Raw genomic sequence first — 20110 nt, 5'->3', positions numbered from 1 at the left:
ACGCTTTGACAATAAAAAAGGTGGTATATGACAGTGAATAATGAAACTAAACATCAGAAATTCGGGGCCGTCTTTTATTGGTCAGTTGGTATTTTACTCGTTTTAATTTTTATCGGTGCATTCGCTCCAAAAGTGATGGAAAACTATACAGCTGCTATTCAGTCAGCCATCACCTCTACTTTTGGCTGGTATTATTTAATCATAGTCACGGTTTTTGTCTGTGTTTGCTTATTTTTAATTGTTAGCCCTTATGGGAAATTAAAACTGGGGAAGTCAGATGAAAAACCAGAATATAGTTATCCTACTTGGTTTGCCCTTTTATTTAGTGCCGGGATGGGTACAGGACTCCTTTTCTGGGGAACAGCAGAACCGATTTCTCATTTCGCAATTGACTCTCCTACAGGGCAAACGGGTACCGATCAAGCAGCAATGGATGCTTTAAGGTATGTCTATTTTCATTGGGGTATTCATGGTTGGAGTATATACGTCATTATTGCTCTTTGTCTTGCATTTTTCAATTTTCGTCGAGGGGGAGATGGTTCAATTAGCTCTACACTATCTCCTATTATGAAAAATACCGATGGTCCGTTAGGAAAACTAATAGATATTATCGGTATTATTGCCACTGTTGCGGGAATCGCCACTACTCTTGGTTTTGGTGCTAGTCAAATTAATGGCGGGATCTCTTACATTTGGAATATCCCTAATTCTTTTCTCATTCAATTAGTGATTATTATCATTATTACAGTCATTTTCTTAATCTCAGCCACCACTGGGATTGATAAAGGTATCAAACTCTTATCCAATGTCAATATGATACTTGCGCTCGTACTCCTACTCTTTTTTATTGTTTTTGGTTCAACTGTTTATTCCTTAAATTTGTTCACAGACACGATTGGAAAATATATACAACGACTGCCAGAGATGAGTTTTAGATTAACACCCAATAATGAGCAAAGCAGAGAGTGGATTAACAATTGGACGATTTTTTATTGGGCATGGTGGATGGCATGGTCACCGTATGTCGGCACATTTATAGCAAGAGTATCTAGAGGAAGGACCATACGTGAATTTACTATTGGAGTATTGCTTGTACCTACCATTGTTACATTTATTTGGTTCGCTTTCTTAGGAGGTACTGCTATCGATATGCAAATGACAGGGATAGCTGATTTGGCTTCAATGACTACAGAGCAAATGCTATTTGGAACATTAGCAGAGATGCCGATTAGTTTTATTACCTCTGTCCTCTCTCTTATCTTGATTGCTATTTTCTTTATTACATCAGGTGACTCCGCTACTGTTGTGTTGGGGATGCAATCAGTTAAAGGTGTGTTAAATCCGACGAATCGTAATAAACTCATATGGGGTGTCTTACTATCAGCCATCGCCACTGTATTGCTCTATTCTGGTGGCCTACAAGCACTACAAAATACAATGATTATTGCTGCCTTCCCATTTTCGTTCGTAATGATCCTCATGACGATATCTTTAATCAAAGAACTGCAGCAAGTAAAAAGAGAACTAGAGCTTTCAGGCGCAACCAAAGATAAACTAATGTCAAGAAGGTTACAAAAACAATTAATCAAACAAGAACTAAAAGATGAAAAACGTTGGATTGAGAGTAAAATGGAAGAAGAGAAAAAACGCTTAAAAAAGAAAAAGAAAGAAAAAATGGAAGAAATAAATAACAAGAAGGAGGAATAACCTCCCCCCTCTTGTTTTTTTAGTTCTTCACAATGTAGCTGTTATTCTTCTAGCCACTTCAATACCATTCTCCATACAATCCGGAATCCCTGAACCATAGTAAGAACTTCCTGCTATATACACGCCAGGATATTTTTCTATAAGCGTTTGTTCAATTCCTTTGATTAAATGCGGGTGGTCCAGTGTATAAGTAGGCATTAATTCATTCCATTTTGTTATTTCCCATACAATGGGTTCAGCTGTTAGTTTTAAGCTTTTCTGTAAATCTTCTCTTGCAAGATCAAGTAATCCTGTATCTTCCATATCCTTCACGCTAGCGAATGAAGGGTGGCTACTTTTGTAGAAGAGACGGACAAGCAGATTCCCACTTTTAGACGTATGTTTCCATTTTCTACTCGTCCATGTACAAGCATTACAGTGTAGCTCATTATTGCTTGATGTAATAAAGCCAGTTCCATCTTTGGGTAAGACCGCATCAGGAACATCGAATCCTATGTAAACACTAATGAGTGAGCTGTTTTTCATGTTAGAAAAATACTGATTCAATGCTGCGTCATCAAGTAATTGTTGCGCAACTTGATGTGGAGTGCTCAAGACAATATGATCTGCTTTCATCACTTCACCATTTGAAAAACTCACCTTATAATGTTGCTTCACTTTTTGTATTGATTGTGCCTCGTATCCTTTTTTGATTTCCACTGCCCCAAGAGATTTTTCATATGCGTCAATAATTGTTGAAAGACCATTTTTGAAAGAGAGGAACTTCCTTTCACCGCTACTCTGATATTTCTCCTTATGATCATTGAACCCCATGATAATGCTTCCGTATTTCTTTTTATATTCGAAAACAGCTGGTAAGGTAGATGAAATCGTCAAATCTTGTAGTTTTCCAGAATAAACACCCGATAATACTGGAGCAATCTGCTTCTCTACTAATTCCTCGCCAAAATAATAGGTAAGAAAGTCACCAATACTATCTTCAACTGTAAATGGATTCTTATGGTGATAAACGTCTTTTAATGCTCGAACTTTACCTTCAGCAGAGACTAATGTAGTTTTAGCCAATGACTCGATACTTGTCGGTATACCAAATACAGCATCAACTGGGATGGGCTTTATCTCGCCATCGGTAAATAAATAAGAGCGACCTGTCCCGTTATAAACGACCTCATCACTTAAATTCAGTTCTGAAAAGATTTCTCTACCCATTACTTTCCTTGAGACAATAGAATCAGCGCCCGTTTCCATCATAAATCCATCCGCTTCAACGGTTTTAATTTTTCCACCTAGATGATTTTGTGCTTCTGTTAATATAATGCGAATGTCGCGATTGTTTGCGTTTTTCCATTTTTGTAGTTCATGGGCAGCTGACAGACCATTTATGCCACCACCGACGATCAACACCGTTTCCATTACGTACACCTCAACTTTTTCTCAATGATAATAGTTTATCACAACATCACTACTTCAACTCAATCTCTATCAACAATTGAATGACTTTTGCATTTAAAAAAGATTTTTTTGATAAATATGTAGGGATACTTCATTTCACTTACGTCTATTAAGTTGTATTCAAAAGAAAAGGTGGGAAAATGCATGATTGAGGTAAATAAGATTTATCATTCTTTTGAAATAGGTAAAAAAGAGAAGAAAACGGTCATACCTGTTCTGAAGGATGTATCATTCCAAATTAACAAAGGAGAAATTGTATCCATTGTAGGTAAAAGCGGATCTGGAAAATCAACTTTACTAAATATTATTAGCGGATTTATTAAACCAACGGATGGTGAAGTTAAGATTAATAATCAAACTGTGACGGAGCTTTCTGAAGGAGAGTTTGCCTCCTTTAGACTTCAGCATATCGGTTTTATCTTTCAAAACTTTCAATTGATTCCAAGTATGACAGCATTCCAAAATGTTGAATTGCCGTTAACTTTTAAAGGGATGAATGAAAAGGAACGTAAACAAAAAACGTTAGAGACACTTGAGCGTGTTGGACTAGCAGAGTTCAAGGACCATTACCCAAGCGAATTATCAGGCGGACAACAACAACGGGTCAGTATTGCTCGTGCACTTGTAGTGAATCCACCTCTTATTCTTGCTGATGAACCAACGGGTAGCCTAGATAGTGACACCGAGAAAAGCTTACTCGCTTTCATTAAACAATTAAATGAAGAATTAGGGATTACTTTTCTTATCATTACTCATGATGAAGAGGTTGCCGAGTTCGGTCATCGCACAATAGAAATTGTTGACGGTCATGTATTGGAGGAAGTAGGGAAATGACATTTAAAGATCAGTTTAAGTTCGTTAGACAAAATTTAAAGAAAAATAAATCTAGGTTATTTATGACAGTACTTGCTACTGCGATTGGTGTTGCATTCTTAATTGTACTTGCCTCTGTCGGCTTCGGACTTCATAAATCGATTATTTCTGATATGATGCAAAACCAATTGGTTACCCAAGTGGAGATATACGGGAAAGAAGATTCACAAGGACTAACAAATGAAGATATTACTTATTTTGAAGAAATGGACGGAGTGGAAGCCGTTACCCGCAGGAATGAATTGGCGCAGATGCCTTTCTTCCAACTAGATGACTATACATCTAATACGAATGCCATCGTCACACACTTTCCATCAGAGATTAAAGCAGACTTCAAGCTCGCCTCTGGGCGCTTACCTGAGGGGGAGAATGAAGTTGTTGTCGGTTATCACTTTACTGACAGCTTAATTAAAAACGGTGCTAACCCTGAGAAATTGTACGATGATGAAGGAAATATCAACGAGGACTATGTCTATACTGATGACTTGCTAAATAAAGAAATGGACATGGAAGTCATTAAATTAACAGATGGGAAAGAAACGAAGAAAACCATTTCTGTTAAAATTGTAGGAATCGCTGAAAAGCCTGCTCGCGATTGGGCATATGAAGCACATGTCTTTATTTCCGAAGAAATCTTACAAGAAGTTGAACAATTCACTGGCGTTATGCGCGGTGCCACTGAAATGTACGAAGGCGGCGAACTTGACGCCAAACAATCGGAAGACGTCTATGATTATGTAAAAGTATACGCAAATAACGTTCAAGAAGTAGAAGGAATTAACAAGACTCTTGAAGATAAAGGCTATATGATTTATTCGATTGCCAATGAAATGAAACAAATGAATGTCATCTTCCTTATTATGAAAATCGGCCTTATCTTTATTGGTACGATTGCATTGATTATTGCATCTATTGGTATATACAATACGATGACAATGGCTGTAACGGAAAGGGCACCGGATATCGGAATTATGAAAGCGATTGGTGCACATCCACGTACAATTAAAAATATCTTTTTATTAGAAAGTACTTATATCGGCTTATTAGGCGCCATCTTTGGGACGATTGTTGCTTATGGTGTCAGCTTCCTAGTCAATTTATCTGTACCATTTATTATTCAAACAGCATTTGATGAGGCAGCTCCAGAAGGACTATTATTGTCATATATCCCTTGGTCACTGACCCTTATTAGTGTCGGTATTTGTTTACTCGTTACCGTATTCTCAGGTCTCCGCCCTGCAAAGAGAGCAACAAAAGTGGATGTTCTTAAGGCGATGAGAAGAGAATTATAATCAAAATCAGTACCATAACAGGCCACCCTAAAGCCAGTTTTGAGCATTTCTTCATTTGCACAACTGGCTTTTTCTTTTTTTATCATTTCACTTAAACCAATTCGCCCCTTCATCCATGTGAAGAAAAGGAATATCCGTGTCCACTTTACCAGTCATTCTCTCGATTGATAACTCTTTTCCTAATAGCCAAGAAGCAAAGTCAATCTCATAAGGTTGTTGATTTCCTCCCAATGCCATCCATACTTTTAGGCTACGCGGAAAATATACAGATGTATGAATAGTCCCCGCCCAGCTTCCATACAAATCAGAAAATACACCTTTACCTATACCATTCATCAATTGAAAAGCTTGCTCTGGACTACTCATTGCTGCGCGATTTTCTTCCATAACAGCTAAACGACGCTTTGAATCTGCTAATTGATGACGGTTTTCTGATAAGAGTTTCTCAAAATGGTTTGTACAGGATAGAGTTTCACGCACTGTCACTTCTCTTGGGGTGGTTTCCACTGCCGCACTTCTTCCCTTCTTATCATGAACAACATAAGTAAAGGAATGACGATGAGGAATTTCTTTTAACATCGCAACTGCTTCTTCAACATCTTGACATGACTCTAAAATAAGTCTGCCAATCATACAACAAATAAAACCATCACCTGGTCTTCTTCTATTCATAAAGTTATAGCCCATTGCTAAACCACACTCATTCATACCATCCATTCGCCCTGTTACTCGTTGCGATGGACCAATCATACTATAGCCCATTCCATCACTCGGTTGGAATAGTGTATATCGCCCTTCATATGTTTTGGGATGATAATCATAATTGCGGATTAAATAATCCTCACCTATATATATAGAACAGCCTGATTTATGATGATTCACGCGATAGCCACCGTATTCTTGTAATACCCGCTCTATTGGCCATTCTAATGCCTCTTGTAAACCCATTAGTTCATCCCAAACACCTGGAGCAAAGTGTGTAATCATCGACTTTGCTTCTTCTACATTGATAGTAAAGCGTGGCTTCCTTACCTTCCACTGGTCTTCTCTATTTTTCACGGACAATGAGTCCTTTAATAACTCCCCTTGCAAGAAACCATAATCATAATGATTGCCTCTAAATTGAATAATATCACTATAGATTTTCTTCATATGTATCCTCCTCACAGTTGCTCTCAACATAAGCATACTGGAAGTCCTTCGGAAAATAAAGACAACTCGCCAGTGCAAATTAAAAAGCAGGAAACCATTAACTTTTCAACTAATATTCTACTTGTTGTGTTCATAATCATTAATGTAAACTCCTTCCATTTCATTCTTTTGCCAATACAAAAAAAAACGAACAAAGCTATTGAAATAGCATTTGCCCGTTTTAATGCAAGAACTTCTTTATATCGTTTTATTAATATTTCTCCCAGACTGCCTCTCATAATTGCGTATAATCATGCTATTTCCCTTCGTCATGGCGAATCTTTCATAGTACGGAACTAAATCATCATCACAAGATAAGTCAATCATATAAATATCGCTCAGTTCCTGTAGCATCATCTTTACAAGTGTTTCTCCAATACCTTGCTGTTGATAGTCTGGTCGTACTTCTAGCAGCGGAATGTATGCCGAGATCACACCATCACTGATAGCTGTAATAAAGCCTACGACTCTATCGTTCGTTTCATCAATGGCCACAATCGCTTTATAGCTATTGTGCATTAGGTATAGATGCGTTTTCGGTTGCGGATAATTCCCCCATCCCACAAAAAAACCTGATAGCATGTCTATCGTTATATCTTGTAGATTACTCGTATATATCATTCTTTAACCCCTTTTCTCGTTAGATTAGGCTGAAAAGAAGATATATATTGATTCATATAATAACAAACAACTTGCCCCTTTCTTACTCTCTCAACTAACTATTCTACAGTAACCCTGGTTATCCTGCCTTCAGTATTAGTTTGAAGTAAACCATTTGTATAACTGTTGCGATTCAATAGTTAGGTAAACATTCGTATCTTTTCTAAAATCGATTACACCAGCCTGAGAAGTATTGACACGATCCGCTGTTAATTTCCAAACTTTTGGTCCAGCGTAATATTCATGATCTGTCACGACTTTATACCATGTATTGCCACCCTCTTGTGATTCTGTTATTGTAAAATTACCGACCTTTTTCTCGAAGTCCCCATTACCTTCTCCCATTTTCACTTCAATGACCTTATTACCTTGGTCATTTTTATAAAAATTCACTTCTTTATTTGCTGTTGTTCTGATATCCCCTGAAGGTGTTGCCTTAAAAGCGATTGAACCAGTATAATACGGAGGTCCTTCCTCTTCATCTACTTGAGTAGCGACAACTTTCAGTTTTAAATTTCCTGTTTTCCCTTGGAAGTTAATATCATTATCACCATGTGGCCACCTTGCGAAAATACGAAATTGCTCGTTATCCACTGTCGGTTTAAATGTTGAAGTATGATCGATTTCCTTCCACTCCCCATTCACTTTTCTTTCTAATGACAAAACAATTGGCGAATTGCCATTGGCAGGGAATAATTTACCGGATGGAATTAAATCTACTTGATACTCAACGGGCACCTTCGTATCATTTTTTTGAATTTCAAAAGCATAAACTTTGACAGGATCCATCCCTGGGTAAAAATTCTCACCTAAGGAGAATTGTCCATCCCCAATTGTCTCACCGCTTTCATTCACTGCGTTCACATTAAATTTTGCAGCTTGAACTGTGTTTCCTGTACTCGTAAAGCTTTTAGAAAAATAAGCAACTGTCCCAAAAATAGCTGTAGCAATTAATAATAATGCCAATGAACTTAACGATAATTTTGTTTTCAACTCTTCTCCCCCTCAAATTCATTTATGATTTTTTTGTTCCTTTTAAATAGCTTGTCTGAAAAAATAATGGCAAGAACAATGAAAAACATCAAACTTAAACCAATTGGACTGATCAAGAATTCAGCAATAGAGCCTACTTTCGGCAACACCCATTCTACTTTACCTGTTAGATGTTCAGACCGTATCTTCGTCTCATCCTCAGTATTATTTGCATCGCCTTTCGTCTTAAAAAATGAGCCAGATTCATCCTTAGCTACTTCAGTTACTCTGTGAGTGACAAAGTCTGCCCCATTTCGGTATGTAATCACATCATTTTCGTTGATTTGATTAAACGTAGATTGTTTAACCACAACAACATCACCTGGTGAGATACTCGGCTCCATGCTTCCTGTTAATACAATAAGAAGACTTCTCCCAAATAGAGATGGTGGCTTTTCTTGATTTTGGTCACTAGTGATTAGCGTGTATAAAGAAAGAACACCTAATAAAATGAGAAGGACAAATAAACTATTACCAATGACCGAAATGACCTTTCGAATACTTCCTCCTCCCTTCTCGTTTCAATTGTTCTTCAATTAAGAATAAATATAGTAATATTAGGAAAATATGACAAGAGAGTAAATACCTAAATATTCAGAAATTTAAGTATAAAAATCAAAACCTGTAACAAACCACTACTTTTTACCTAATGATTTATTATTCCTATCTTATCATTCGTTTACGTAACAATTTGCTATAAAAGTAGAAAAAAGCCCCTGTCTTCAAATGATATAGAGGGCTTTTTGGACTATTACTATTTATTCATTTATAATTCTGTTCTAATCATCCATAACTCAGGGAAGAACTGTTGATCAATGACTTTCTTTAGATAACCGACGCCAGATGAGCCACCTGTACCTTTCTTGAAGCCTATTATTCTCTCTACTGTTTTCATATGCCTAAATCTCCATTGTTGAAACGAATCCTCAATATCTACTAGTTTCTCTGCTAATTCATAGAGCTCCCAATACTTCTCGTTATTTAAATACACCGATTTCCATGCTTCTTTAACCGATTCATTATATTCATAAGTATCTTCTACATCTCTACAAAGTATCGTCTCATCAATTGTTAATCCATTACGCTGTAAACAATGGATACTGACATCATAGAGACTTTTTGCTGCATATGCTTTCAACAACTCTTCTTTCAAGTCAGCATCTTTTTGATAGATTTTTAGCACATGCGGTGTTTTATACCCTAGTGCGAATTCTATCATACGATATTGATAAGATTGAAAGCCTGAAGCTTGGCCGAGGAAAGGTCGAAACTCGATATACTCAGATGGTGTGAGAGTAGATAGAACGTCCCAAGCCTGTATAATTTGAGATTGTGTTTTCGTTACCCTAGATAAGCATTTTTGTGCTGTCGACAAGTCATCAGCTTCAATGGCTGCAATACTTGATTGAATTTCATGTAAGATAAGTTTCATCCATAATTCAGATACTTGATGAATAATAATAAACAACATCTCATCATGGTGACCAGACAACCTTTTTTGCGCGCCCAGTACTTGATCTAGTTGCAAGTATTCACCATATGTCATATTCTCATCGAATGCGGTATGTATCCCATTTTCATTCTCAAACGGGGGCTGCCCCTGTTTATTTGTCATCATGCACCCCCTCCTTCTAATTTTCTTATTACTGCTCTTACTGGACTGCCATCCCCGCCTTCAATTCTTAGTGGAAGAGCAATCAGTTCATAGTCTCCCTGTACAATATCATGAACAACGATATTTTCTAGTATATGAATATTATGTTGATGGAGCTTATGGTGAATAGGTAATGCTTTACTATCCAATTCATCCACTGACGGAAAATCAACACCAATCAGTTCCACCCCACATTTTTTTAAATATAACGGGACATCTTCACTGATGACAGGGACCCTTGTTGGAAAATGCTTTGGCTTAGGCTCACTACTCGTTTTGATTAATAGTCGCTTTACATTCTGTAATGGGAATTGGTCTAATAAGGCGGTTGTGATTCTTTCTTCACCTGATAAATCAATCAGTTTAGCTCTACCAATATACAAATTAATATCTAATTCATTTGTCTTTTTACCATCTTCTATAAAATGAAACGGTGCATCTACATGGGTACCGATATGTATACTTGTAGACAGTTGACCAATATTAACCGAACCAGTCTCTTCTCTCGTTGCAGATAAGTTAAAAGAAAAAGCTTCATCTCCTGGCCAATGTGCCATCCCATTGTGCAGTGGCTGAGAAATATCTATCCAATGTCCCATCAGGCAATCACTCCTCGTATATTTTCGAACTTTTTATATGTTTCCTCTTCCATGATTTTCTTCAATATGTTTATTGCACGCCATACATCTTCAAACGAATTATATAAGGACACAGGTGCTAAACGGATTCCATCTGGCATGCGAAAATCAGGAATAACACCTTCCTCCTTTAAAGCTTTGCAAATTCTCGCAGCCTCTTTATGCCCAAGTAAAATATGTGCCCCTCTACTCTCATCCGTGCGGTTGTATAGTTGAAAGGCAAAAGGTTTTAATTCATAGTGAATTAAGTCCATCATATAATCTGTTAATTGCAAAGACTTTTGCCTAATAGCATTAATCCCAACTTCATCAAACATAGAAAGCGCTCCCAATAATGGTGCCATACTTAAAATTTGTGGCGTGCCCATTTGATATGCACTTGCGTCATCTGCTACAGTCATCTCATGTTCCATGTCAAATTGCTTCTGTTTATGAGAACCAAACCAGCCAGCTAAGCCAGGAGCTGTTCCATGATGACATTCATTGATATATAAACCACCTACAGCACCAGGTCCACCATTTAGATGTTTATAATTGCACCAAAAGGCAAAGTCAACATTCCATTCTGTTAATGAATGGGGAATGGCTCCAATGGAATGACATAAATCAAAGCCAATTAGTATGTCTCTTTTATGAGCTTCTTCGACTAACCTTTTCATTTGGAGAATTTGTCCACTTCGATACAATACACTAGGTAAAATAATGAGTGCAACTTCTTCATTCATCGCTGCAATAATATCTTCTTCGCGAATAAATTGACCATCTCTACTTTGAATACTAATAAATTGTTCCTCTGAATAGCCTCTCATACGAAGATGACTTTTGATCGCATAAATATCAGACGGAAAGTTTAGCTCATCCGCGATAATCTTATTTTTACCTTCTTTTGGTTGGAAAAAGGTAGCTAATATTTGATGCAAATTAACTGTCGTAGAATTAGATGCGATAACTTCTGCTTTCTTAGCTCCTACGAGCTTGGCCAAGCTTTCCCCAATTGTTTCGGCCATATAATACCACGGAGCCCCTCCCTCGGTCCAACCATCAATTGCGTATTCCTTCCATGATTGAATTACTTCATTTAGTGATTTTTCAGCTCTTTTAGATAATAACCCTAAAGAGTTTCCATCTAGATATATTAAATCGTCTCTCAGGTAAAATTCCTTACGATATTTTGCCAGTTGATCTTGTTGGTCTTTCTCCATTGCAAACGCAAGTGAGTATCTGTTCAAGCAAACACAACCTTTCTGAAAATTATCTATATCGCGAAAATTATAGCTAACTTCTTTCATCTTTGCAATGAATAACCGTTTAAATCATTTATGTCAAAAAACGCACAATCTAATTTTGCTTACAAATTGTTAACCTATTTTGATATAATAAGTAGTAATACACTATTAGGGGGAACTATAGATAATGAAGAAAATTTTTGCAGCTATACTTACTGCAGCACTTGTCTTTTCACCAGTAGGAACAACAATCTTCCAAGACCAGGTTTCAACTGTTGAGGCGAAATCTTATAAATCAGGTAAAAAAGGTGTAAACTTTAATAAAAGCACGACAAACAATAATAACCAATCGAACGTTCAAAATAATCAGCAACAAAAAAACAACACAGCAACAAATCAACAACAAAAGAATAATGGTGGTTTCTTTTCTGGCGGATTAATGAAAGGACTTATGTTAGGTGGACTAGCGGGATTATTATTTGGTGGCCTGTTTGGAAATATGGGTATGTTAGGTAGTATTCTTGGTTTACTTGTCAATGTTTTAGCTATTGTCTTTGTCATTATGATTATTCGTAAAATCTTTACGATGATTAAAGATAAAAAGAAAAAACAGGAACCAAATCCATGGAACAATTAATTATTCCTGAACAAGATATTGTCAATGCATTATGTGTGTACATTTCTCGTAAAAAACAAGTGAAGCTAGAAGAAGTCGAAATTGAGCTCATGTATGATGACGATTATGGTTTCTCTGCCGAATCTCATGTTGGCGGCCGCAAGCAAGTCTTGATTACAGCGAATATGATCGAAGCATTAAGATTATGGTTAGATGAATTTCTTAATCGCGATCCATATGCAGGTATAAACCTCGTACTCGACGATGAACAAGGAATTATCGCTGTTGTACAATAAACAAGTTTTGTAAAAAGAGCATCCGTAAAGGATGCTCTTTTATTATTGGTATATAAGTTAAATCACCTTTGTTTGTTTAGTGATTACTTCTTTTTCTTTTGCTGGTTTTTTTGACCAGTACGTAGCTAAAATAGGACCCGATATATTATGCCAAACAGCGCCTAAAGCACTTGGAATAGCGGCAACTGGACCAAAGTGAGCAGTTGCTAACGAAACACCTAACCCTGAGTTTTGCATGCCCACCTCAATGGCAATCGCTCTTCTCGTACCTTCATCCATTTTGAAAAGCACGCCAGCCATGTATCCTAATAGTAAACCTGCTGCATTATGGAGCATCACCGCAATAAAGACAGAAAGCCCAGAAGAAGCAATTTTCTCAGCATTCCCTCCTACAACAGCGGTAACGATAATAATGATTGCTGTAACAGAAATAAGTGGAACAACGTTTATACTTTTTTCTACGATAACCGGGAATATTCTCTTCACTACTAAACCAAGTATAATAGGAACGATAATTACTTGAACAATTGATACAAACATACTCCACGCATCAACGGGCATCCATTGACCTGCTAGAGCTAAAAGTATGAGCGGTGTAGCTATTGGTGCAATCAAAGTGGATAACGATGTCATTGTTATCGATAAGGGTACATTTCCTTTTGCTAAATACACCATGACATTAGATGCTGTACCACCCGGGACTGACCCTAATAATACTAATCCCGCTGCTAATTCTGCCGGTAATTGCATAAGGTAGGCAATAGCGAAAGCTGTCAAAGGCATTATTGTAAATTGTGCTACAAAGCCCAGTAAAACTGGGAGTGGGTGAGAAAATACTAATTTAAAGTCTACCGGTTTTAATGTTAAACCCATACCGAACATGACTACGCCAAGTAACAAGGTGATATATCCACCGAAGACTACGAATAACGGTGGATAGAGATAAGCCACAACTGCAGCAATAATAACAAGAAAAGCAAAATACTTTCCTGCGAGATTACTAACGGTTTCCAGAATCTTCAATTAACTCTCCCCCTCCGAATTAAAAGGAATAACCTTATTTGGGTTTAAGATGTGATTTGGATCTAAGACATTCTTAATGTTCCTCATCACTTCTAATGCCTTCCCATGCTCTTGTTCTTGGTATTTCATCTTTCCTACCCCAACACCATGTTCGCCAGTACAAGTGCCACCCTTTTCTAAAGCATACAAGACAAGTTGTTCATTGAAATGTTTAGCTTTGTTTACTTCTTCTTCATTATTCAAATCAATCATCACAAGCGAATGGAAGTTTCCGTCTCCTACATGTCCCGTCAGGCCACCAATTAAATTAATCTCATCTAGGCATTTTCTTGCATAAGTAACGGCACCCGCTAATTCTGAGATCGGTACACATACGTCTGTTACCATCATTTTCTTTCCTGGATAACCGTGTACATAAGCGTAGGCTAAATTATGTCTTGCATCCCATAAAAGGTTACGAGCAGCCGTATCTGTTTCAAATGTTATATCTTGACAATGGAAATCAGCTACAATTTCTCTCATGAATTCTACATCTTGTTGAAGCCCTGCTTCATTACCATGAAATTCTAAAAATAGCGTTGGCTTAATCTCGTAATTAGTCTCACTAAAAAGATTCACTTGATTAATTGAAGCTTCATCTACCAATTCAACTCTGCCAATCGGAATGCCAGCTTGTAGGATACCAACTACAGCACCAACTGCATCATCAATTGTAGGAAAGGTTGCTCTACCAGCCATTTGGAATTCTGGAATACCGTACACTTTTAACGTCAACTCAGTAAAGCAGCCTAAAGTCCCTTCTGACCCGACAAATAGTCCATTTAAATGATAGCCAGAAGAAGATTTGGCGGCTAAACTACCGGTATGTATGATCTCCCCATTAGCTAAAACCACTTCTAAATCTAGTACTTGATCTCTCATTACACCATATTTAACTGAAGTGGTTCCACTTGCATTGGTTGCTGCCATCCCGCCTAATGTAGCATCAGCACCTGGGTCAACAGGGAAAAACAAACCGTATTTTTTTAACTCTTTATTTAGTTGCGAACGTGTCACACCAGGTTGAACTTTTACTAAAAAGTCTTCTTCCTTAACTTCTAAAATTCTATTCATTTCAGTAAAATTCATCGTTATTCCCTTTTTGTAAGGAATGACATGTCCCTCTAAACTCGAACCAACCCCGAAAGGAATAATGGGCGTTTGGAATTCTCCCGCCTTTTGTATAATTTGACTTACTTCACTAGCATTTTTGGGATAAACAACAATATCAGGATGACTACCTTTATGATAGGATTCATCTTTACTATGTAAGTCAAGAATGGTTTCATTAATAGATACTTGTTCATCTGTTAAAAAACTCAATAAAGCGCTTACTAATTGATTATTCGTTTGACTGCCCTCTGTTGTTTTCATTGTTTAGTCTCTCTCCTTACAAATCAAAATTGTACAGACCAATTATTGAATTTTGAGAAAATTGGTCTAACATGTTCTCATTGTACAAGAAAATTCAAAAAAATCAATAATTAAAAATTTAAAATTGCTGCATTTTCCCTTTTTTTGTATGATGATATGAAAGGGAGTGGAAATCATGTCGCAAAAGAAAAAAATACATATGATTATTACAGAACAATTAGAAGGATATATTATCAATCAACAACTATCATCAGGAGATCGCCTCCCCCCTGAAAGAGTACTTGCAACTCTCTTTTCCTCTAGCAGAACATCAATTAGAGAAGCATTGAAAATTTTAGAAATGAAAGGTGTCTTAGAGATTCGGCAAGGTAGTGGAACATACATTAGATCAGTTGATTGTTTAACTTCTGAAGCACCTATCCTTTCTGCTAATCCAAAGACAAATATATATGAAATGTTAGATTTACGAAAAGTTTTAGAAGTGGAGTGTGCTGGTTTGGCATCATCTAGAGCGACATCAACAGATATAGCCAATATCCGCCATTCGCTTTTAGCGATGGAAACGGCATCCACGCCCGAAGACGGCATCCACGCGGATTTTCAATTTCACTTACATATCGTTTATGCGTCACACCATTCTATATTTATCAAACTCATGACTAACCTTACTGAACATATGAAAAATACTATAAAAGTAACGAGGTCAAACCGGTTTGCAGAAGACAATAAACGGGAAAAATCTACTATGGAAGAGCACCGTGATATTTATTTAGCAATTGCATCAGGAAATGGGAATGAAGCGCGGCAATTAATGAGTAACCATATTAATAGGGTAAGAAAAGAATTAAGCGAATCAATGCTTTTCAATGAACAAGCAGAATCCTACTTATAAATAATAAAGTCGGCTAAAATAAACCTACTTGATGTTTGGAGGAATAATAATGAAAACTATTTATGACTTTGAAGTAAAAAAAACAAATGGTCATACAGAACAGTTAAAAGATTTTGCAGGAAAAGTAATCCTAATCGTTAATACTGCCAGTAAGTGCGGCCTTACTCCTCAGTTTGAAGGATTGCAAGAGCTATATGAAAAATATAAAGATAAAGGCTTTGTCATCCTTGGTTTTCCATGTGCTCAATTTAACAACCAGGAATTCGCTAATATCGATGAAACAACAGAGTTTTGTCAAGTGAATTATGGTGTCTCCTTTCCAATGTTTGCAAAGATAGATGTAAACGGTGATAACACAGAACCACTGTTTTCTTATTTAAAAGAAGAGAAGAAAGGTGTACTTTCAAAGAATATTAAATGGAATTTCACCAAGTTTCTTATTGACCGGAATGGGGAAGTATACGACAGATACGCACCAACAACCGAACCGGAAAAATTAACGAGTGACATTGAAAAATTGCTCTAAAATTAACATAAGGAATCCCCTATTAAATATAGGAGTTTCCTTATGTTCTATTTTCTATGATCAAAAAAAAGGCCCCCATTCGGAACCTTTTATTATATCAGTTTATTTTTTCTTTTTAGATAATCTACCGAGTAAGAATGCACCAGCAGCAACGCCAAGAATAGTATTTGTCTTTTTATTAAATACTTGTTTTGCAACGAGATTGATGTTTTGTGGTCTTTCTGCGAGACGTCGCATGTAATAACCGTACCAGTCATCACCAAACGGAATATATGTGGTAAAGTTGTAGCCTTCTTTCGCAAGCTCTAATTGCATTTCTTTCCTGAATCCATATAACATCTGGAATTCAAATTGATCATTTGGAATATCATGTTCCTTTACAAATTTCTTCACATGATTAATTACATGATGATCATGTGTTGCAATCGACGTGAATTTACCATGTAACAAATGATATTCTATTAGTTTAATATAGTTGCTATCAATCTCTTCCTTCGCAGTATACGCAACTTCAGCTGGTTCTTTATATGCACCTTTTACAATACGCAAACGATAATTTTTATATTTTTCTATATCTTCTATTGCTCTATAAAAATAGGCCTGGATAACAGTCCCTATATTATCATAACTTTTTGATAATTCATCCAATAAATCAAATGAAGGTTGTAAACGGCCATGATCCTCCATATCAAAATTGATAAAGATGCCATATTCATGAGCCTTACTTACTATTTCTTTTAAGTTCTCCAAACAAAAGGAGTAATCAATGTCTAAACCTAATTGAGATGGTTTTAACGAAATATGAGCATCGACTTCATGCTCATGAATCGCTTCAACAACTGCTAAGATTTGTTCTTTTGCTGCAGTCGCATCCTCTTTTTGATTAACAAATTCCCCTAGATTATCGACTGTACATGCGATACCATGGGCATTTAATTCTTTAATCTTAACAATCGCTTCTTCAATATTTGTACCCGCAACGACACTTTGAGCACCCAGTTTTAAACCATATTTTTTTGCTGCACTATTTAAAAATTGATTTTGAGATAAGCCTATAAATAGATCTTTCAGCATAGCGATTACTCCTTGTCTATTAATTTTTACATGGTCATTATATCATAAATTAGCAATAAAAATTATTTTGCGAATAATTATTTTTTTCCTATATTTAAGAAGAAACAATGATTTCTTTCTTTAAAATAACTGTACCACTAAAAGAAAGGAAACAAACCAAAAAATTATATTTAAAAAATAAATAAAGGCGGAAAAGAAGATAAAAATATGTCCATTTCTAATAGTTGTATTTATGTATGATAATTGCGTGGGACGAAATCTAGGGAAGCGCATTGACGAAAATCATAACAAACAACCGAATGAAGAAAAATGATCAATTCCATAAAAAAAACGAACAAACACTATTCCCTAGTATTTGTTCGGATTCTCATTTCGCATATTCCCTTGTTCCTCAGTAACCTTATAAATCAGAGATAATAATATATGTTGCATTTATGGGTCCATGTACACCGACGACTAAGTTCATTTCAATATCAGCAGAATTACTTGGTCCAGTTATAAAGTTAATACAACTAGGAATTACTTCTGTTTCTTTTATTTTTTCCCGGATATAGGCAGCTGCTTGTGTCATTCTCGGTACGATAGAACTTCTAGGTACAAGTATAATTGATTTTTCCGGTAAGAAGCTGACTGTCCTGCCTTTGTGTTTATCACTAAATAATACGACAGTTCCCGATTCTGCAAGGGTAATCTCGCTAATCGTTAATCCGATGTTTGCTTTTTCAGCTATTGCTATATTTTCTACTTCAACTTCATGATTCCATTCATAGTACGCTACCCCTTGCTTATGCAATTCATCAAGCTTGGCTGTTACTCCCCATGCTTTTAATCTACTATCACGCCAAGTTACGATGGATTCACCGCCGTAATCTGACACTCGGTCTTCTAATGTTTGCGGCAAGTTTGATAGATTTGTTTCAATCAAGTCCGTGTGAATTAATTTGCATTGGTTCTTTAAGACCGAAATTAATTCGGACTGCGATGCCCCCTTTAACACCCGCTTTTGTGGGGCATATTTCCACTCGGGTTTTTCTATCTTCTTCCTCACTTCTTCTTTTCCTAATCGTGCTGCAATTTTCTTAAGAAATATATCTCTATTTTCAATCGCCATGATTCTTTTCCTCCTTGCCCCTTTGTTTAAACCAGTCACGGAATCTTTCCTTTTGCGGAGCAGGAAAATCACGGATTTCCGTCCACGCCTTTAATGGACCGACACCTTTTGTTAGCTTTGTCCCATCAGAAAATGGCCCAACAGCCTTTGAGGCAAATTTCCCACCCATTTTATATAAAGCAGGAGAAGCTGCTCCAAGACCAAAAGCTTTCATCGCTAACTTTTCAGAAATGGGGGCTTTTCCTTCTTTTTCAACAATGACTTGCCTATGTTTATGAAGAAGGTCATGCAATGGTATTTTCACCGGACAAACCTCAGTACACGCCCCGCACAATGTGGAAGCATAAGGAAGTTCTTTATATTCTTCATAACCACCGAGTAATGGAGAAAGTACTGCACCAACTGGACCTGAGTAGATAGAACCGTATGAATGTCCGCCTACATGACGGTAAACGGGACATACATTTACACAAGCGGCACAACGTATACATTGGAGGATCGATTGGAATTCTCCATCTAAAATATTTGAACGACCATTATCAACAATAACTAAATGAAACTCTTCTGGGCCATCCACTGCTCCCTCTTCTTTTGGGCCACTTAAAACGGTAACATAACTTGGTAATTTCTGTCCGACTGCACTACGAGAAAGCATTCCTACTAATACTTCTAATTCTGTAAACGATGGCACAAGTCTCTCCATTCCCATAACAGTTATTTGTGTATCGGGCAAAGAAGTTGATAAGTCGGCATTTCCTTCATTCGTTACGAGGCAGATTGAACCTGTTTCAGCGACGGCAAAATTACATCCAGTTATACCTATATCTGCTGTTAAATATTCATTTCTTAGCATTTTCCTAGCATGTTGTGTTAATTCCTCCGGTCTATCTGTCCCCTGGTAACCTAATTTCCTGGTAAACACATCTCTTACTTGTTCTTTATTTTTGTGTAGTGCTGGAGCAACAATATGTGATGGAAGGTCATGATCATCGATTTGCAAAATATATTCACCTAGATCTGTTTCAATGACCTCACACCCAACCGATTCCAAATGATGATTGAGATCGATTTCTTCTGTCACCATTGACTTCGACTTTACTACTTTCTTAGCATTTTTCTTCTTAATTACACCTTTAATGTAATCATTAGCCTCTTCTGGTGTTTGCGCGAAAAAAACATGTCCACCTAACTTTTCTACATTTTCACTTAGTTGAAACAGATAATAATCTAGATTTTCTAATACATGTTGTCTAATTTCTTCCCCATGTGCTCGCCATTCTTCCCAATCGCCTAATTCATTTGCTGCATCCTGTCTACGCACTTCCAAGCGATCTTGCGCCCCTGAAACCGCCCCTCTCATAAAGCGATTTTCTAAACCAGACGCTACTCGATCAGTAAATTGCTCATTTCCAATCCTCATTGGCATATCAATCA

At 36.8% G+C, this 20110-nt stretch carries 20 protein-coding genes; 7 read left to right on the top strand and 13 right to left on the bottom strand.

All coding sequences use genetic code 11. The annotated features are described in order from the left end of the window. Window positions 1-33 precede the first annotated feature (33 nt). A complete protein-coding gene (locus MKX67_RS06895) occupies window positions 34-1707 on the top strand; it encodes a BCCT family transporter (RefSeq protein ID WP_342489065.1) in 1674 nt (557 codons plus the stop codon). A gap of 27 nt (window positions 1708-1734) precedes the next feature. Here MKX67_RS06895 and hemG read toward each other — a convergent pair whose 3' ends face one another. Beyond that, the gene (gene hemG, locus MKX67_RS06890; RefSeq protein ID WP_095370040.1) at window positions 1735-3120 is read right to left on the bottom strand and encodes a protoporphyrinogen oxidase; all 1386 of its coding nucleotides are present in this window, start codon (window positions 3118-3120) and stop codon (window positions 1735-1737) included. A gap of 183 nt (window positions 3121-3303) precedes the next feature. Here hemG and MKX67_RS06885 point away from each other — a divergent pair, with 183 nt between their 5' ends. Next, window positions 3304-3993 carry an ABC transporter ATP-binding protein gene (locus tag MKX67_RS06885; protein WP_095370041.1) on the top strand — a complete coding sequence of 230 codons (690 nt, stop codon included), beginning with the start codon at window positions 3304-3306 and terminating at the stop codon, window positions 3991-3993. Further along, entirely contained in the window at window positions 3990-5324 is a 1335-nt protein-coding gene (locus tag MKX67_RS06880; RefSeq protein WP_307318028.1) for an ABC transporter permease, read from the top strand. The genes MKX67_RS06885 and MKX67_RS06880 overlap by 4 nt, the downstream gene beginning before the upstream one ends. A gap of 87 nt (window positions 5325-5411) precedes the next feature. On the opposite strand, the gene MKX67_RS06875 is transcribed toward MKX67_RS06880, so the two are convergent. From MKX67_RS06875 to kynU, 7 genes are all read right to left on the bottom strand, one after another. After that, window positions 5412-6476, bottom strand: coding sequence for a C45 family peptidase (locus tag MKX67_RS06875; RefSeq protein WP_342489064.1), 1065 nt, complete (start codon window positions 6474-6476; stop codon window positions 5412-5414). Window positions 6477-6713: 237 nt separating this feature from the next. Further along, window positions 6714-7136, bottom strand: coding sequence for a GNAT family N-acetyltransferase (locus tag MKX67_RS06870; protein ID WP_095370044.1), 423 nt, complete (start codon window positions 7134-7136; stop codon window positions 6714-6716). A gap of 135 nt (window positions 7137-7271) precedes the next feature. After that, window positions 7272-8168 carry a hypothetical protein gene (locus MKX67_RS06865; RefSeq protein ID WP_180316991.1) on the bottom strand — a complete coding sequence of 299 codons (897 nt, stop codon included), beginning with the start codon at window positions 8166-8168 and terminating at the stop codon, window positions 7272-7274. Next, window positions 8165-8626 carry a signal peptidase I gene (locus MKX67_RS06860; RefSeq protein ID WP_342489262.1) on the bottom strand — a complete coding sequence of 154 codons (462 nt, stop codon included), beginning with the start codon at window positions 8624-8626 and terminating at the stop codon, window positions 8165-8167. The genes MKX67_RS06865 and MKX67_RS06860 overlap by 4 nt, the downstream gene beginning before the upstream one ends. 347 nt (window positions 8627-8973) lie before the next feature. Beyond that, the gene (gene kynA, locus MKX67_RS06855; protein WP_342489063.1) at window positions 8974-9822 is read right to left on the bottom strand and encodes a tryptophan 2,3-dioxygenase; all 849 of its coding nucleotides are present in this window, start codon (window positions 9820-9822) and stop codon (window positions 8974-8976) included. Beyond that, window positions 9822-10460: an arylformamidase gene (gene kynB / locus MKX67_RS06850; protein WP_095370048.1), complete on the bottom strand. Its 639-nt coding sequence runs from the start codon at window positions 10458-10460 to the stop codon at window positions 9822-9824. Before kynB ends, kynA begins: the two co-directional genes overlap by 1 nt. Continuing rightward, window positions 10460-11701: a kynureninase gene (kynU, locus tag MKX67_RS06845; protein WP_342489261.1), complete on the bottom strand. Its 1242-nt coding sequence runs from the start codon at window positions 11699-11701 to the stop codon at window positions 10460-10462. The genes kynB and kynU overlap by 1 nt, the downstream gene beginning before the upstream one ends. Window positions 11702-11912: 211 nt before the next feature. Between kynU and MKX67_RS06840 the strand changes: the two genes are divergently transcribed. Together MKX67_RS06840 and MKX67_RS06835 are read left to right on the top strand one after the other, a co-directional pair. Continuing rightward, window positions 11913-12362 carry a hypothetical protein gene (locus MKX67_RS06840; protein WP_095370049.1) on the top strand — a complete coding sequence of 150 codons (450 nt, stop codon included), beginning with the start codon at window positions 11913-11915 and terminating at the stop codon, window positions 12360-12362. Further along, window positions 12350-12637 carry a YxcD family protein gene (locus MKX67_RS06835; RefSeq protein ID WP_224935623.1) on the top strand — a complete coding sequence of 96 codons (288 nt, stop codon included), beginning with the start codon at window positions 12350-12352 and terminating at the stop codon, window positions 12635-12637. Before MKX67_RS06840 ends, MKX67_RS06835 begins: the two co-directional genes overlap by 13 nt. 57 nt (window positions 12638-12694) lie before the next feature. Here MKX67_RS06835 and MKX67_RS06830 read toward each other — a convergent pair whose 3' ends face one another. Together MKX67_RS06830 and MKX67_RS06825 are read right to left on the bottom strand one after the other, a co-directional pair. Beyond that, on the bottom strand, window positions 12695-13660 hold the full coding sequence (locus tag MKX67_RS06830) for a bile acid:sodium symporter family protein (RefSeq protein WP_307318035.1): 966 nt from the start codon (window positions 13658-13660) through the stop codon (window positions 12695-12697). Next, a complete protein-coding gene (locus MKX67_RS06825; protein ID WP_342489062.1) occupies window positions 13661-15073 on the bottom strand; it encodes an FAD-linked oxidase C-terminal domain-containing protein in 1413 nt (470 codons plus the stop codon). 175 nt (window positions 15074-15248) lie between these two features. Between MKX67_RS06825 and MKX67_RS06820 the strand changes: the two genes are divergently transcribed. Together MKX67_RS06820 and MKX67_RS06815 are read left to right on the top strand one after the other, a co-directional pair. After that, on the top strand, window positions 15249-15965 hold the full coding sequence (locus MKX67_RS06820; protein ID WP_233435279.1) for a FadR/GntR family transcriptional regulator: 717 nt from the start codon (window positions 15249-15251) through the stop codon (window positions 15963-15965). A 49-nt stretch (window positions 15966-16014) separates the two neighbouring features. After that, window positions 16015-16491: a glutathione peroxidase gene (locus tag MKX67_RS06815; protein ID WP_307318038.1), complete on the top strand. Its 477-nt coding sequence runs from the start codon at window positions 16015-16017 to the stop codon at window positions 16489-16491. A 102-nt stretch (window positions 16492-16593) separates the two neighbouring features. Here MKX67_RS06815 and MKX67_RS06810 read toward each other — a convergent pair whose 3' ends face one another. The 3 genes from MKX67_RS06810 to MKX67_RS06800 form a co-directional block, all read right to left on the bottom strand. After that, on the bottom strand, window positions 16594-17565 hold the full coding sequence (locus MKX67_RS06810; RefSeq protein ID WP_095370054.1) for a proline dehydrogenase family protein: 972 nt from the start codon (window positions 17563-17565) through the stop codon (window positions 16594-16596). A 400-nt stretch (window positions 17566-17965) separates the two neighbouring features. After that, the gene (locus MKX67_RS06805) at window positions 17966-18676 is read right to left on the bottom strand and encodes a lactate utilization protein C (protein ID WP_307318039.1); all 711 of its coding nucleotides are present in this window, start codon (window positions 18674-18676) and stop codon (window positions 17966-17968) included. After that, entirely contained in the window at window positions 18666-20102 is a 1437-nt protein-coding gene (locus MKX67_RS06800) for a LutB/LldF family L-lactate oxidation iron-sulfur protein (protein WP_342489061.1), read from the bottom strand. The genes MKX67_RS06805 and MKX67_RS06800 overlap by 11 nt, the downstream gene beginning before the upstream one ends. Window positions 20103-20110: the final 8 nt, after the last annotated feature.

This window comes from Cytobacillus sp. FSL W7-1323 (assembly GCF_038595015.1).
GTDB classification, from domain to species: Bacteria; Bacillota; Bacilli; order Bacillales; family Cytobacillaceae; genus Cytobacillus; species Cytobacillus kochii.
Note: the sequence above shows the minus strand (reverse complement) of the source record. Positions and strands in the feature narration are given on the sequence as shown.

What these genes read in the sequence shown, in the direction of transcription:
- hemG (WP_095370040.1), bottom strand. Translation starts at nt 3,120, where the DNA reads ATGGAAACGGTGTTGATCGTCGGTGGTGGCATAAATGGTCTGTCAGCT.
- MKX67_RS06825 (WP_342489062.1), bottom strand. Translation starts at nt 15,073, where the DNA reads ATGAAAACAACAGAGGGCAGTCAAACGAATAATCAATTAGTAAGCGCT.
- MKX67_RS06875 (WP_342489064.1), bottom strand. Translation starts at nt 6,476, where the DNA reads ATGAAGAAAATCTATAGTGATATTATTCAATTTAGAGGCAATCATTAT.
- MKX67_RS06820 (WP_233435279.1), top strand. Translation starts at nt 15,249, where the DNA reads ATGTCGCAAAAGAAAAAAATACATATGATTATTACAGAACAATTAGAA.
- kynB (WP_095370048.1), bottom strand. Translation starts at nt 10,460, where the DNA reads ATGGGACATTGGATAGATATTTCTCAGCCACTGCACAATGGGATGGCA.
- kynA (WP_342489063.1), bottom strand. Translation starts at nt 9,822, where the DNA reads ATGACAAATAAACAGGGGCAGCCCCCGTTTGAGAATGAAAATGGGATA.
- MKX67_RS06800 (WP_342489061.1), bottom strand. Translation starts at nt 20,102, where the DNA reads ATGCCAATGAGGATTGGAAATGAGCAATTTACTGATCGAGTAGCGTCT.
- MKX67_RS06885 (WP_095370041.1), top strand. Translation starts at nt 3,304, where the DNA reads ATGATTGAGGTAAATAAGATTTATCATTCTTTTGAAATAGGTAAAAAA.
- MKX67_RS06840 (WP_095370049.1), top strand. Translation starts at nt 11,913, where the DNA reads ATGAAGAAAATTTTTGCAGCTATACTTACTGCAGCACTTGTCTTTTCA.
- MKX67_RS06810 (WP_095370054.1), bottom strand. Translation starts at nt 17,565, where the DNA reads ATGCTGAAAGATCTATTTATAGGCTTATCTCAAAATCAATTTTTAAAT.
- MKX67_RS06815 (WP_307318038.1), top strand. Translation starts at nt 16,015, where the DNA reads ATGAAAACTATTTATGACTTTGAAGTAAAAAAAACAAATGGTCATACA.
- MKX67_RS06880 (WP_307318028.1), top strand. Translation starts at nt 3,990, where the DNA reads ATGACATTTAAAGATCAGTTTAAGTTCGTTAGACAAAATTTAAAGAAA.
- MKX67_RS06835 (WP_224935623.1), top strand. Translation starts at nt 12,350, where the DNA reads ATGGAACAATTAATTATTCCTGAACAAGATATTGTCAATGCATTATGT.
- MKX67_RS06805 (WP_307318039.1), bottom strand. Translation starts at nt 18,676, where the DNA reads ATGGCGATTGAAAATAGAGATATATTTCTTAAGAAAATTGCAGCACGA.
- kynU (WP_342489261.1), bottom strand. Translation starts at nt 11,701, where the DNA reads ATGGAGAAAGACCAACAAGATCAACTGGCAAAATATCGTAAGGAATTT.
- MKX67_RS06870 (WP_095370044.1), bottom strand. Translation starts at nt 7,136, where the DNA reads ATGATATATACGAGTAATCTACAAGATATAACGATAGACATGCTATCA.